The sequence below is a fragment of the Ornithinibacillus gellani genome, from assembly GCF_003730295.1.
Classification (GTDB): Bacteria; Bacillota; Bacilli; order Bacillales; family Amphibacillaceae; genus Ornithinibacillus_A; species Ornithinibacillus_A gellani.
Window position 1 is genome coordinate 170,787 of record NZ_QTSZ01000049.1, and the last position, 14,854, is coordinate 185,640.

Annotated in this window: 14 protein-coding genes; 12 read left to right on the forward strand and 2 right to left on the reverse strand. The window is 35.1% G+C overall.

The genetic code is table 11. The annotated features are described in order from the left end of the window. Positions 1–31: 31 nt before the first annotated feature. The 11 genes from DX933_RS15605 to DX933_RS18910 all read left to right on the forward strand — a co-directional run bounded on the left by DX933_RS15605 (position 32) and on the right by DX933_RS18910 (position 8,238). The gene (locus DX933_RS15605; protein ID WP_123317389.1) at positions 32–568 is read left to right on the forward strand and encodes a TetR/AcrR family transcriptional regulator; all 537 of its coding nucleotides are present in this window, start codon (positions 32–34) and stop codon (positions 566–568) included. Further along, entirely contained in the window at positions 569–883 is a 315-nt protein-coding gene (locus DX933_RS15610) for a DMT family transporter (RefSeq protein WP_057995856.1), read from the forward strand. It abuts the gene before it with no gap. 17 nt (positions 884–900) lie between these two features. Further along, a complete protein-coding gene (locus tag DX933_RS15615) occupies positions 901–1,251 on the forward strand; it encodes a DMT family transporter (RefSeq protein WP_057995855.1) in 351 nt (116 codons plus the stop codon). Positions 1,252–1,870: 619 nt separating this feature from the next. Next, the gene (locus DX933_RS15620) at positions 1,871–2,932 is read left to right on the forward strand and encodes a DNA cytosine methyltransferase (protein ID WP_123317358.1); all 1,062 of its coding nucleotides are present in this window, start codon (positions 1,871–1,873) and stop codon (positions 2,930–2,932) included. A 78-nt stretch (positions 2,933–3,010) separates the two neighbouring features. Continuing rightward, complete coding sequence (locus tag DX933_RS15625) at positions 3,011–3,196, forward strand: hypothetical protein (protein ID WP_123317359.1); 186 nt, start codon at positions 3,011–3,013, stop codon at positions 3,194–3,196. 281 nt (positions 3,197–3,477) lie between these two features. Next, positions 3,478–3,786 (forward strand): PadR family transcriptional regulator, encoded by a 309-nt coding sequence (locus tag DX933_RS15630; protein WP_123317360.1) that lies wholly within the window; start codon positions 3,478–3,480, stop codon positions 3,784–3,786. 36 nt (positions 3,787–3,822) lie between these two features. Further along, complete coding sequence (locus tag DX933_RS15635) at positions 3,823–5,034, forward strand: chromate transporter (protein ID WP_123317361.1); 1,212 nt, start codon at positions 3,823–3,825, stop codon at positions 5,032–5,034. 135 nt (positions 5,035–5,169) lie between these two features. Continuing rightward, complete coding sequence (locus tag DX933_RS15640) at positions 5,170–5,484, forward strand: YdcP family protein (RefSeq protein ID WP_123317362.1); 315 nt, start codon at positions 5,170–5,172, stop codon at positions 5,482–5,484. A 12-nt stretch (positions 5,485–5,496) separates the two neighbouring features. Further along, complete coding sequence (locus tag DX933_RS15645) at positions 5,497–5,877, forward strand: YdcP family protein (protein ID WP_123317363.1); 381 nt, start codon at positions 5,497–5,499, stop codon at positions 5,875–5,877. Next, the gene (locus tag DX933_RS15650; protein WP_123317364.1) at positions 5,877–7,220 is read left to right on the forward strand and encodes an FtsK/SpoIIIE domain-containing protein; all 1,344 of its coding nucleotides are present in this window, start codon (positions 5,877–5,879) and stop codon (positions 7,218–7,220) included. Before DX933_RS15645 ends, DX933_RS15650 begins: the two co-directional genes overlap by 1 nt. 874 nt (positions 7,221–8,094) lie before the next feature. After that, positions 8,095–8,238, forward strand: a complete 144-nt coding sequence (locus DX933_RS18910; RefSeq protein WP_223805999.1) for an ABC transporter permease subunit — start codon at positions 8,095–8,097, stop codon at positions 8,236–8,238. 431 nt (positions 8,239–8,669) lie between these two features. On the opposite strand, the gene DX933_RS15660 is transcribed toward DX933_RS18910, so the two are convergent. Together DX933_RS15660 and DX933_RS15665 are read right to left on the reverse strand one after the other, a co-directional pair. After that, positions 8,670–10,322, reverse strand: coding sequence for a recombinase family protein (locus DX933_RS15660; RefSeq protein WP_123317365.1), 1,653 nt, complete (start codon positions 10,320–10,322; stop codon positions 8,670–8,672). 78 nt (positions 10,323–10,400) lie between these two features. Then, positions 10,401–10,661, reverse strand: coding sequence for a DUF6870 family protein (locus tag DX933_RS15665; protein ID WP_145962286.1), 261 nt, complete (start codon positions 10,659–10,661; stop codon positions 10,401–10,403). A gap of 909 nt (positions 10,662–11,570) precedes the next feature. Here DX933_RS15665 and DX933_RS15670 point away from each other — a divergent pair. Continuing rightward, entirely contained in the window at positions 11,571–14,756 is a 3,186-nt protein-coding gene (locus DX933_RS15670) for a discoidin domain-containing protein (protein WP_123317367.1), read from the forward strand. Positions 14,757–14,854: the final 98 nt, after the last annotated feature.

Sequence of the window (14,854 nt, forward strand, 5' to 3'; positions counted from 1 at the left end):
ACAGTAATATAGATAACTGGAGTGATGTATGTTGAGTAAAAAAGAAGAACATCTTACAAATGCGGCTAAGATTATAAATGAGGAAGGTATCCAAAAATTAACCATGCAGTACCTTGCCGAGAAGTCTGGAATTACAAAAGGTGGTGTTCTCTATCACTTTGATAGTAAAGAAATATTATTATTAAATATGAATAAAATGGTGATAGAACAATTCGAGGGAAAAATTAACAAATATAAATCTAAACTGTCTGGAGCTTATCAATTTACACGGGCATATGCATTAGCAACCATTGACTATTTAGATGATACTGAAAATGTTTTGCTTCCATCGGTTTTTATTTCTTCTCTAGAAGATGGAAAGAGTAAAGAACTGTGGGAATCCGTATCTGAACACTGGATCAAACTATTCGATCAAGACAAAGGAAATCCTGATAAGATTTTAGAACTGCGTTTGATTTGTGACGGAATTTGGTTTTCTATCATGTATAGCTATGTGGATATTTTTAAAGAAAGAATGGAAAAAATAGTGCTTCATTATTGTGATTTAATGGAAAGAGATGTGATTTAAATGGCATATGTATTTTTAGTAAGTGCGATTCTTGCGGAAGTATTTGGTACAAGCATGATGAAACTAACTTCAATAAGTAGCAATAAAAAAGTACTTTCGATCCTTGGGGTAATTATTGGGTATGCGTTAGCCTTTTATTTACTCTCATTGTCATTAATTTCCATACCGTTAAGTTTCGCTTATGCAGCTTGGAGTGGGACAGGAACAGCATTAACAGCACTCGTAGGTTTTTTAATTTTTAAGGAAAAAATAACTATACAAGGCGCTGTAGGTATTCTTTTACTGATTGTTGGCGTTGTATTAATGAGAATTTAAAAAGGAGTTATTATGGTATGAAATATTATTTGATTTTATTTACTTCCATTTTATTTGAAATTTTTGCTACATCGATGCTTAAACTATCTGATGGGTTTACGAATTTAATTCCTAGTATTGCTCTTGTCATTGGCTTTGGAATTTCTTTTACTTTGTTAATTATTTCTCTAAAGTTTATTCCACTAAGTGTCGCATATAGCATATGGGCTGGACTTGGGACTGCAGGAACAGCTTTAGTTGGAATGTTTCTTTTTAATGAAATCCTCTCAGGCTTAAACGTTTTCGGTCTTATGATCATTATTGTTGGTGTCGTCATCATGAATCTCGAAAAAAAGTCTGATAATCTAAGTAGTTCAAATGCTCTATGAAGTTTATTGACAAATTATTTACTTAAGAAATTATATGTAATTGTTATTTCTAAAATCAAGGTAAGAATAAATTTTCACGTCAATATCATTAATATAAACCCAATTTTATCCAACTGACACGATGTTCAGTTGGAATTCTATTTTCTAGAATGAAATTATTCGAGAAAAACGTAATCTAAAAGAAGTTGAAGCAACAAATTCCCGGCTGAATGGGAGTCTTTTTGTGTATTGATTAGAACTATTTCAGGTTCCGAATTTGAGTAAATTCATTGATATGTTCCCACGTACGTACACCTTTAGTCGATATGTTCCCGCAAACGTACTCACCCATAAAAAAGCGCTAGACATCAAGCTTGGTGGCTCGTCCCATGTGGAGTGTGTATCGTTGCTACAAAGAGAAACTATATAGAAATCCTTAGTTTTAAACACTTTCACAAGCATATCGTGTTTGTAGGAGAAGGTGAAAAAAGTAGAAATAAAGTATTGAAAAACCACATTACCGTTTCAGTGGTAATTGATCTGGGGTGTGGGAACACAAGAGAATAAAAACATTGTAAGGCGTTCAAATAAAATGAACGTCTTTTTTTTACGCCTAAAAACGGAGAATAGAAGGTGAAATATGACAAAATTAACTTTAGGAAGTTTATTTGATGGGATTGGTGTATTTCCATTAGCTGCTTCTCGTTACGGGATTCAACCAATATGGGCAAGTGAAATTGAAAAAGCTCCCATATCTATTACGAAACGACATTTTCCTAACATACATCATTTAGGAGATATTACAAAAGTAAAAGGGGGAGAAATTCCACCTGTTCATATCATTACATTTGGTTCCCCTTGTCAGAACCTATCCAATATTGGTAAACGAGAAGGTCTTATAGGAAGTCAATCGAGTTTATTTTTTCACGCAATCCGAATTATAGAAGAAATGAGGTGTGCAACGAATGGAACATATCCAGTTATCGCTGTTTGGGAAAACGTCATGGGAGCTTTTTCATCAAATAACAGGCTGGATTTTAAGGCCGTGCTTGAATCGTTCACAAATACCGAAATTCCAATGCCTGCTTCTGAAGTCTGGGCAAACGCTGGAATGGTCCGAGGGAATGATGTTGATGTCGCTTGGCGACTCTTGGATGCCCAATATTGGGGAAAGCCCACACTTGCTCAAAGAAGAAGACGTATCTTTCTCGTGGCAGATTTTGGAGGAAGACGTGCCACAGAAATATTATTTAAAGCCCGCGATTTGCAATCGGTTTTTACGTCTATCGGAGAGGGCAGGCTGTCCTCCACCATTGCCAGTAGAATATCTACTCAAAAAGCAAGGGGGAAAATACCCATCATCCGTCCCTTTCAAGAAAGACGTATGCGAAGTACGGCAAAGGAAAGAAAAGAAAAAGGGTTTCACGGCAGTTTCGGAAGAACAGGAGATCCTTTCCCCACTTTACTCGCTGGATCCGTAAATTATTTTTCATTTTGGTATGAAGGAGAAGAAAAAGAAGGATTTATTCGTCAGCTTACTCCATTAGAATGTGAACGATTGATGGGATTACCAGAAGGATGGACAGCCCTTGGAAATAAAGATGAAGCAATAAGTGATTATGCTAGATATAAGGCAATTGGCAATGCGATTGCTATACCATGCGCGGAATATATTATGGCTGGTATTGCAGAAGTTTTATAAATAGAACGAAACTAACGTGTGACAAATTCATTCTGTCATGCTTTTTTAATGCCCAAAATAAGGTGGTGTCTGATTTATATGGAAGAAAATGAAGCAAAAGTGATGGATTGGATTGACGATCATTTTATTTTAAATGAGATAGAGATTGAGGACTTTCCGTTTTTTCCTAATGGGAAATTGATACGTGATAAAAATGAAGAAACGATGGTTGTTTTTTGGTGTGTAATTTATGGACGTGTAGATTATCGTTTACAAGAAGCATGAGAATAAAAAGTCGAACAACGATGTGATAATGATTATATGTCAATCTTGTATTGATGTCGCGCAAAAAAACAAGTGAAACAGAATAGACTACAACACTTAAAAAATTTCTCTCTCTATTCCTTATGAATTTTTATGTAATGAAAATAGGAGATTATGTAAAGATTTTGTAAATCGCTTTGAAAGAGATAAAATATTGTGATATTATTATTATGTATTTTTAATATCGTTAAACGTTAACGACTTTCGATAATTAAGTTTTATATTAGAATGGAGGGAAATTAATGGAGGATAAAGTTTTAAGAAAATTGTTTTTAGGATTCATTCACATACACATACTTCATCATGCAAATGAACACCCTATTTTCGGATTATGGATGGTGGAAGAACTAAAAGAGCATGGATATAGTATTAGTGCAGGAACTTTATACCCTATCTTACATTCTATGGAATCAGATGGGTTGTTAACTAAAGAAGAAAAAAATGTTGGAGGAAAAATACGAAAATACTATCGAACAACCGACAAAGGAATTAAAATACTTCATGAAGCAAGAGCAAAAGCATATGAGTTATTTAAGGAAATTAAAGAATAGTTTCTTTTATATTCCATGATGAGGGAGAGAGAATGTATGGATAATCAAACAAAGAGCGAAGGAAAGGATAAATATTCCTTACGAACTTTATTTGAGATTCTTACTGTTTCAGCAAGATTGGGTTTAACATCATTTGGGGGTCCTATTGCACATTTAGGGTATTTCCATGAGGAATATATTCGCAGAAGAAAATGGATGGATGAAAAAAGTTACGCTGATTTAGTAGCATTGGCTCAATTTCTTCCAGGTCCCGCAAGTAGTCAAGTAGGAATTGGAATAGGTGTCGCACGTGGTGGGGTTTTAGGAGGAATTGTATCATTTCTTGGATTTACGTTACCTTCTGTTATTGCCCTTATTATTTTTGCGTTGATTTTACAAGGCCTCAATATTGGAGAAACAGGCTGGATACATGGTCTTAAATTGGTAGCGGTAGCAATCGTTGCTCATGCTGTTTTAGGGATGGCACAAAATTTAACACCTGACCTGAAACGAAAAATAATCGCTTTATTAGCATTAGTCATCACACTATTATGGCAAACGATCTATTCCCAAATAGGAATTATTCTATTTTCTGCATTTATTGGTTACTTACTTTATAAACAACATAATATACAAGAAAATAATTCAGATGTACATTTTCCTATTTCAAAAAAGCTTGGAATCATTTGTTTAACTTTATTTTTTGGCTTATTATTTCTATTACCATTCTTGAGGGAAGTCACTTCTATCCAATGGGTTGCTATGTTTGATAGTTTTTATCGCTCTGGCTCACTCGTTTTTGGTGGCGGGCATGTTGTGTTACCCTTACTTGAAAGAGAATTTGTTCCAACTGGTTGGTTAAGTGAAGAAACCTTTCTTGCAGGATATGGTGCAACACAAGCCGTTCCTGGTCCATTATTTACCTTTGCAGCTTATTTAGGGGCTATTATAAATGGATGGAAAGGCGGATTAATCGCAACGATTGCTATTTTTTTACCTGCATTTCTTTTAATTTTAGGAACGTTGCCTTTTTGGGAATCCTTACGCCGTAACCCTAAAATCAAGGGAGCTTTGATGGGGGTAAACGCAGCTGTAGTTGGTATCCTGATTGCCGCATTTTACCAACCGATTTGGACTAGTTCTATTATAGAACCAATAGATTTTGCATTTGCCGCTATATTGTTTTGTATGTTAGTTTATTTTAAGTTACCACCATGGATAATCGTTATAACAGGAGCGGCAGGGGGTATCCTACTTACATTTTTATAAAAGTTCATTATATATTAACTATAAAAATATCAAAACGTCATTTTAGCGGTTTTTTTGCAAAATGACGTTTTTTGGTGTGCCTTTGCATTCATTTTATTGACTTATAAATAAAAAATAAGAAAAGAGGTATGTATCATGGAATTAAAATATGTCATTCCAAATATGGAGAAAACGTTTGGTAATTTAGAATATGCTGGTGAAGGAAATGTTGAACAACGTCGTATTAATGGACGCATGACAACATTGTCACGTAGTTATAACCTGTACTCGGATATTCAACGTGCAGACGATGTCGAGGTAATTCTCCCCCAAGAAGCAGGAGAAAAATTCTTTGAACATGAGGAAAAAGCAAAATTAGTCAATGCTAGGATTACCGCAGAAGGTTATAAAATTGGTGATCGTGGATTCACAAAATATATTTTACATGCTGATGACATGGTCAAAGCATAAGGAGGAAAAAACATGAGATTAGCAGAAGGAATTGTGATTGATAAAGAAAAGACATTCGGACTATTAAAGTTTTCTTCATTACGCCGGGAAGTGTTTTTGCAAAATGAAGATGGCACAGTATCAACGGAAGTAAAAGAACGCACATATGATTTAAAGTCTCGTGAACAAGGGCGTATGATTCAAGTCAGTATCCCTGCTTCTGTTCCATTAAAAGACTTTGATTATAATGCAGAAGTGGAACTCATTAATCCTGTCGCAGATACAGTCGCAAATGCAACATTTCGTGGGGCAGATGTGGATTGGTATATCAAGGCAGACGACTTAGTTTTAAAAGGGAAAACAGCGACACCAAGCACTAGCACTCACAAATCCACACCAAATAAAGATAAATAATGAAATTTTACCGAAAAAGAGGGAAGCGAATTCGACCGAGTGACACCTCTCTCTTTTTTCAATTTATCTTTTGGGGATTGTTTGGTGTATGGCTCGTTTTCTTTATCCCTTTTCATCTAAAATTTTTACTTTCGACAACGTGGGAACTTGATCCATTTCAAACTCATTTTGTAGGTACGTATGGATTCACTTCACTTATCATTAGTTTGGTATTAGTGGCAATCTGTGCTTTTGTTTATTATCGGTATCGTTATAACCATTTAAAACAGTTGATGCATCGTCAAAAGCTCGCAAAGATGATTTTAGACAATCAGTGGTATGAAACAAAACAAGTGATAAATGAAGGATTTTTCAAAGATATCCCATCTAGTAAGGCGAAGGAAAAAATGACTCATTTTCCAAAGATGTATTATCGGTATGAAAAAGGCATGATTCATATTCAAGTAGAAATAACACTTGGTAAATATCAAGAGCCACTGTTAAATTTAGAAAAGAAGTTGGAAAGTGGTTTGTATTGTGAATTAGTGTCAAAGGAATTACATGATTCCTATGTAGAATACGTTCTATTTTATGATATGATTGCGAACCGTATTTCGATTGATGAAGTCATTGCGCAAAACGGTCGCTTAAAGCTCATGAAGGCAATGGATTGGGAATATGATCAGCTGCCACATATGTTGATTGCTGGTGGAACAGGTGGCGGAAAAACGTATTTTATTCTTACGTTGATTGAAGAAGCACTGTTAAAAACCGATGCAACGTTATATATTTTAGATCCGAAAAATGCGGATTTAGCGGATTTAAATACTGTCATGCCTGATGTCTATTATAAAAAGGAAGACATGATGACAAGTATTGATCAATTTTATGAAGATATGATGGCCCGAAGTGAAGAAATGAAACAAATGCAGGGATATAAAACAGGAGAAAACTATGCTTATCTGGGCTTAACTCCTCATTTTTTAATTTTTGACGAATACGTTGCATTTATGGAAATGCTTGCGTCTAAAGAAAGTACTGCTGTATTAACGAAACTAAAACGGATTGTCATGTTAGGTCGTCAAGCTGGTTTCTTTCTTATTCTCGCCTGTCAGCGGCCAGATGCAAAGTATTTAGGCGATGGGATTCGTGATCAATTTAATTTTCGGGTTGCTTTAGGAAAGATGTCCGAATTAGGATATGGCATGATGTTTGGTAGTGACGTGCAAAAACAATTTTTCTTAAAACAGATTAAAGGACGGGGATACGTCGATAAAGGAGATAATGTCATTACTGAGTTTTACACACCACTTGTGCCAAAGGATCATGACTTTTTAAAAGAGATAGAGAAACTAGCACCATAAAGGCTGCCCAGTGCGGCGGCGTGCGAAGCGTAAGCCGCTGTGCTGGGCAAAGCCTGCGTGGCGACAGCCACGCTTTACCCCCCGTTTCTAACAGGGGGGTAGAAAAACATTAGCAAACAGTCAGAAATAGCTTTTAACACCAGTAGGCGCAACAGTTTGAGGTGTTTTGTAAAAGTGTCAGATTTTATGCTCTAGTTGACATCTTTTTTTACGATGGATCAATACATGAATCAAGGAACTTGGTATCAGCTATTAAAAGAAAAACGATTGGAGTACATATTACAAAATAAACTGAAGTATGTAGATAAAACTACAAAGGTAATATAGAGTTTTCACAATATAAATACACTCACGCTAGAAAAAGATAAAATGTATGATTGCGAAATATGAATGATGTATTTAACTTAAAAGTAGAATATTTCACCACCTACTTATTCTTTTAATGGAAAGCGGTGATATTCCTTCCCGATTCAATGCGTCCATGTACACCAAAATTCCTTTATGAACTAACAGCCACAGTTGATATTTGGGTGTTCTATCAGTAACTTTAGAAGATCAAGTACCAAAAGTTTGGTAAAGTATTGAACTACGAGCCGTCCAATTATTTGTAAGATTATAAGGACTACAATGCCCCGCTGTTACTAATATTTTTTTAGAAGCATTGTTTGACTGCAAAAAACGTTTGAGCATGAACCGCCACTTGCTTGTTCATTAATTATGCTTCCTGAAAAAAGATCAAGGTAAGGTTGGATGAGTGTGTCTGATGGTATATTATTTATTTCAAAATATTCATTACCAAGATCTGAAATGATTTCTTTGACTTTATTTATTAGTATTGACTATAATTAAATTTTTTCGGTGATCAATACTTGCTATATCTGCACTCCTTGAGGTTGAGCCAGATCTTATTGAAGCCTATACGGTAATAGGCTTCAAAAGAAGATTAATCATTTGGCATGTATTGCTAAGAAAAGCAAGTCCTTTGATTATACTTGGTTTAACCATTCAGTTTGAGTGATGCAACAACTACTGCTGGACTCGTTGCGCTAGTGGTTTAGGTGTTCGTGCGTATTGTTACGGACACATTCAATATGAGGTAGACATTATGTATCTAACCGTATTTATACTAATTGTCGTCTAAAGTATACAAATGCCTGGGAACTACTTTGTTACTAGGTTAAAACGAGACGAAAGAAATGAAAAAAATATATTTGAATTTGAAACAGTTCTAATTCTTTATTCGTGTTAGGGATAGCAACATGATGATAGGAGGAAAACATCAAATGTACACAGTAAAAATAGAGAATGTCAGTAAATCATATCGTAAATTTCAAGCATTACATCAAATTGATTTACAAATTGAAAAGGGATTATATGGTTTACTAGGACCAAATGGAGCATAGATATATAACAAACTTACAAAGAAGATAGAAAAACCAAGCCAACGTATCACATGACTTGGTCTTTTGTTGCCATGTGTTGCTTTTTATTTTCTTTCATAAACTCTAACATCCGTTTATGCAGGTCTGCAAACGTAAATTGGATCGTGATTTCATTGTTTTCATGAACATAGATGGTATCAATCAATTCTAGTAATAATCCACGATCGAGCGTTTGAATATTTTTGTGCTTCAAAAAGGTTTTCAGATATGGATCGTTCACGCCAATCCCTTTTTGAGTAATGGTAATTTCTGTTTCGATCTTCTGGATCATTTGTTTGACGTCATCTGCTTGTTGCTCAAATTTTGCTTTCATTCGCATGTATTCTGCTCTAGTGATGTCACCACATTTCCAGTCCATATAAAGATTGTCCGTAACACAAGTGATTTTTTCTAGTTCCTGCTTACGAGTTTTTAATAATCGTTCTAACTGTTTTGAATGCGTACGAACAATGGGCTGTTGATTGATTTCTGTAATGATCTCTGACATATTACCAACAAGCGCAATCTGTGTTTGAATGGTTTTTAAAACCGCTTTCGTTAAATCTTCTACTTTAATACTGTGTCGAGTACATTTACTTTTATTTTTAATTGCATAGGTAGAACAGACATAATAGGTATACTCTTTTACGCCATCCTTCGTTTTCCTACGGCTTGATTTTCTTGTCATTCCCATATGACAATCTGTACATCGAAGGAAACCAGAAAAAAGATAGACACGCTTTTTGGATGGGGCAGTACGAGTATCACGCTTGCCTAGATTTTGAGCTTTTTCAAACGTAACGTGATCAATGATCGGCTCATGTGTGTTTTCTACTATATACCATTCTTCTTCTGGCTGAGTGATTTTATCGTGTACTTTATAACTAATCACTCGTTGCTTCCCTTGTACCATCGTTCCAGTGTACACTTCATTCTGCAAGATGCGGAATACAGTTCCCAAACTCCACATGCCGTCATTCTTAGCATAGTTTGGGGTGTAATGTTTCAATCCTTTGTTATGTTTATATTTTGTTGGTGTCGGAATGCCAAGCTCATTTAAACGCTTGACGATGCCACTTTTACTCATGCCATCATAGACAAACCAGTGATAAATGTTTCGGACAATCTGTGCAGCTTCTTCATCAATGATCAGGTGATTCTTATTTTCTGGGTTTTTCTTATATCCATAAGGGGCAAATGCACCAATAAATTCCCCATTTCGACGTTTCATATCAAAGGTACGCCGAATATCATTCGATGTTCTAGCGGCATAACGATCATTCATTAATCCCGTAATCGGAACTTCCATACCCTGTGCAATTTCAGGTTGGAGATAGGTATCAATCGCTGGGTCACCTAAGCTAATAAATCGAACCCCATGTAATGGAAATACCCTTTCCAAAAAGTGCCCTTGGTCAGAATAGTTTCGAAACGCTCTGGCAAGGGTTTTGCAGACAATACAGTTTACAACACCTGATTCCACATCTTGAATCATATGCTGAAAGGCCATTCTTTCATAATCCGTTGTACCAGACAAACCATCATTTACATATTCGCCAACAATTGTATACTCTCCCTCGAACGTATTCTCAAGGTACTCCTGAATGATTTTCCATTGGTTAGTGACACTCAAACTTTCATCATTTCCGTCATCTCTTGATAAACGGATATAAACTGCCACCTTCCATACTTAATGTTGGTGCTTATTTCGTTTGTTTTTTACTCGTGCCATGTTCCTCCAATCTCTATAATCACGTCTTTATTGTATCATGAACAAGTGTTTTCTCCAGCGATTATAGTGGGAAAAATAATGGGTGATATGATGTGCCAAGTCTTTTCCGTTTGTTGTAAAACAAATTTGTACCGTTACAGGACCACATAGAAAATGAGTTGGATTCTGAATGTCATGGAGATACTTTTTCCATCGTTTATCTGGTGGTAAGGTCGGGTCGATATAAACTTGGCGAATGTCTACAAGGGAAGGACGGACATGCGCCTGTTTTCTTTTTATTCTGTTCATTTGTTTCACTTCCTTTCCATGATCCATCAGACGGCTGTTGGTACAGCTCCACGGGAATTTCACCCCTGCAAGTAACTTCCGGCCCTATTCATCGCTTGCGACGCTTTAAACGCTCGAGTGATGACGATAGGGGAGTATCATAATCCACACGAATGAGACTTCGCCAGCCACTCACCACAATGGCATGAGATTCAAGAGGTATCGCTCGTTTCAACGGAAAGTCATGGCGCATGAATCAAGTAGCTCGTCATTCGTAGAACGTACCTGATCGGTTGTCTATATACTGCATGGCGTTATCTTCCATGCTTTCTTTGTCAAGGAACAATATTATTTACATCATTATTTCTTACAAGAATCTCTCTTTCACTACTGGCACGTTTAAAATGAGTGTTTTGCAAACAAGGAGAAATATTAACATCTCCTCAATAAAGAAATAAAATATTTCCCTTCATATCCTTCAACAAGTCATTTCATAAAATGCCAACTCTTTTATTACTTTTTTCGTTATTTCTTAAAAAAGTTCATGGAAAACGACGTTAATATGTAAAAACAAATGATAAATATAACATGATTAATTCCCCCTTTATATTAAGTCCTGATTGAAAAGGGGCATTTGTTGCATCTTTTTGAAAAAAATTAAAATGTATGTTGGATTTTATACAACTTTACTCGATAAAGAACTTGCTTATTATATAAAAAATAATGACTTACCACCGATTGGTAAGGATTTCCTATTCTTAGGTTTTGTTAATACCAATGCATTTGATAAAATTCTTATTACTATTTGCAATTTTTCGTTATACTACCTCAATATATTCAAATTGTACTATTGTAGGTTCGTTTGTTCCTACATGACTATGAAGCAAGTAGTTTAATATATATGTCACTACGTATTAGGGAGATACAAACATGTTATGGAATACTAAATATCAATCTATAAGAAAAAAGTTAAATTTTAACACTGACTGGCTTTTTCACAAAGGAGAAATCAAGGATGCTTTGTCGACAGAGTGCAATGATAGTAAATGGGAATCAGTAATATTACCACATACAGTTCAACTCGAGCCTAAGGAATGGATAGATGCTCCGAGCTATCAAGGAATTAGTTATTATCGTAGATATTTCACATTACCTATTGGTTATCGAAACAAAAAAATATTTATAAAATTTCACGGTGCTATGATTAATTCTGAAGTTTGGCTAAATGGTCGTAAAATTTCCATTAATTATGGAGGGTATTTGCCCTTCACGGTTGATATTACTAATGATGTAAATCTGGGCAAAAAAAATGTTTTGATTTTAAAGCTAAATTCAAATGATGATTGGGAAACCCCTCCAGGAAAGCCACAAAAAGAATTAGATTTTGTATATTTTCCTGGTTTATATCGGAATGTTGATTTAATAATAACGGAGAAAATATATATTTCAGACGCCATTCATGCAAATAAAGTCGCGGATGGTGGAGTATTTATAACATATCCTGAAGTAAGTAAAGATAAAGCAACAATCCGTGTCCAATCAAATGTTGAAAATGAATATGAGCATACAAAAAACATTAAAATAAAAACGATCTTACTTAATGGTGACCAATCCATCATTGTAGAGGAAGAAACTGATACTTGTGCTTTATATCCAAAATCTAACTTTACTTTTAAACAAGACTTGAAAATAAAAAAACCCAAATTATGGAGTATGGATGAACCGAATTTATACACCGTTATCATTTATGTAATGGATGGAAATAGAATAGTTGATAACTATAAAAGGAATATCGGGGTTAGGAACATTAAATTTACTCCAGACAAAGGTTTTTTTATTAATAATAATAAAGTTTTGTTGAATGGGGTAAATTTTCATGAGGATTATTTGTATGTTGGAAATGCAGTTGCAGATTCCATGCTTTATCGTGATGTGAAAAAAATAAAAGATGCAGGTTTTAATTTAATACGTACAGGACATTACCCACACAATAAAGCCTTTATGGATGCATGTGATCAGTTGGGAATTGCAACTATTGTACCAACACCTGGTTGGCAATATTATACAGATAAAGGTGCATTTTCAAGTAGATCCATTCAAATGACAAGAAATATGATTAGGCTTTTTCGTAATCATCCATCTGTTATCCTATGGGAGCCTATATTAAATGAAACCTGGTATCCTGAATCCTTTGCAAAGGAAGCATATAAAGCGGTGCACGAGGAGTATCCAACTTGCCAGACATATGCAGCTTCTGATTTTGGTTCTCCTTATGGAAGTGAATTTGATGTAGTATATAAAGAGGCATATAGTGAGACAAAACCATTGATAACAAGAGAATGGGGCGATGCAAATCATAATGTTTTTGATGGGGAACGCTCAGCGAGAAAATATGGAGAAATTAGTCTAATTTCTTCTAGTACCCATCGTCAAAATTCATTAAAAGGAGACAGGTGGAAAAACAATGAAGGGGAGGATGGGTATTGGGATTGGGCAGGATTAAATGCAAATAAGCGTATTTCAGGTTATGCACTTTGGAGTTATAATGATTATAATCGTGGAATGTCCAGAGAAATTGCCCATACTGGTATTGTAGACCGTGACCGGTATCCGAAATTTAATTATTATTGGTTTAAAAGTCAATGTCCTCCACAAAAAAAACAAATGGTGTTTTTAGCAAATTATTGGACGGAAGCATCACCAAAAGACTTACACGTTTATACAAATACAGAGGAAGTTAAGTTATACATTAATAATAAATATATAGAAACGAGAAAACCGGACGTAGTAGAACATATTTCACACCCAATAATAGTATTTCCGAATATAACATGGGAACCTGGTGAAGTAAAGGTAGAAGGACTGATCAACGGAGCAGTTGTAGCAACAGATACTGTAATTACACCTGGTGAACCATATCAATTAAAGATAGAATTTGATACCTGTGGGAGAGATGAACTTGTAGCAAATGGTTCCGATATGATTATGGCATTTATATCCATTAGGGATAAAAAGGGTAATATAGTGCCAACAGTAGACCAAGAAATTTCCTTACATTTATCAGGACCAGGGATACTAATAGGAAATGATGATGAACGCGTTAAGGCAAACCCTGTTAAATCAGAAGCTGGGATCGCCCCTGCTTTTATTAGAACAACCTTAAATGCTGGAGAAATTGTACTTACTGCATCATCAAAGGGCTTAGTTTTGGGAAGTGCAGTAATAAAAAGTGTTCCAAGTCTTGAACAATTTGTTCCTAGGGAATCAGAAGTGAAAAGAAATTCGTCTAACTATGTAAATCTTGCTTTAGGTAAAGAAATAAAAGTAAGTAGTGAATGTATAAACAATACAGGAAAAAGTTTAATTGATAAGAATAAGGAAAGTTTTTGGTTGCCACAAAAAACAGATACTGCCCCATGGGCAATAATAGACTTGGGTAATAGTTATAGTATTACGGGTGTGAAATTAGTCTGGACACCTACTGAACGGGCAAGAAAATTTAATATAGCTGTCAGCAACAACCAAGAATATTGGATTACAATAGTTGATAGCTTTTGCACAAAAGAAATAGAAGAATATATCTTTTTTGCATCTCATGCTAGATATGTTCGTGTTGAGCCCATAAATCAGCTAAACGAAGGAATTATGAACATTGAAATATATGGAGCGAAACAAATATTAAAAAACATTAAATACAAAAATAATAATATAAATGTTGCGTTGAATAAACCAGTACTAGCCAGTAGTTATTCTCATGGCAATGAACCATCAATGGTGACCGACCATAGAAATAATCAAATGTGGCAAGCTGACGGTTATAATCTACCACAATGGATCCTCATTGATCTAGAGGATGTATTTCCGATAGTTGGACTTAAAATATTATGGGGGAAGGATAGCACACATTATGCTTATGAGGTTCAGGTATCAAAAGATGGACTATCTTGGCTAGATGCAGTAGATCAAACTACTACTGGATCCTACTATCATCCAATTGATTTTGACAATACACACTTCATTAGATATGTGAAGGTTTTAATTTATAACCTTATGGCTGGTGGTGGTGCTGAAAGGGTCGCAATCAAAAATATTGAAATCTATCGTAATAGAGATTAGGGATGATAAATAGTAAGTCAGTACCGTATAATTGAGGTTAAAACATAGTAGGAAAAATAATTCATAAGAGTACCTTAACCATTTATGTATTGGGTAGG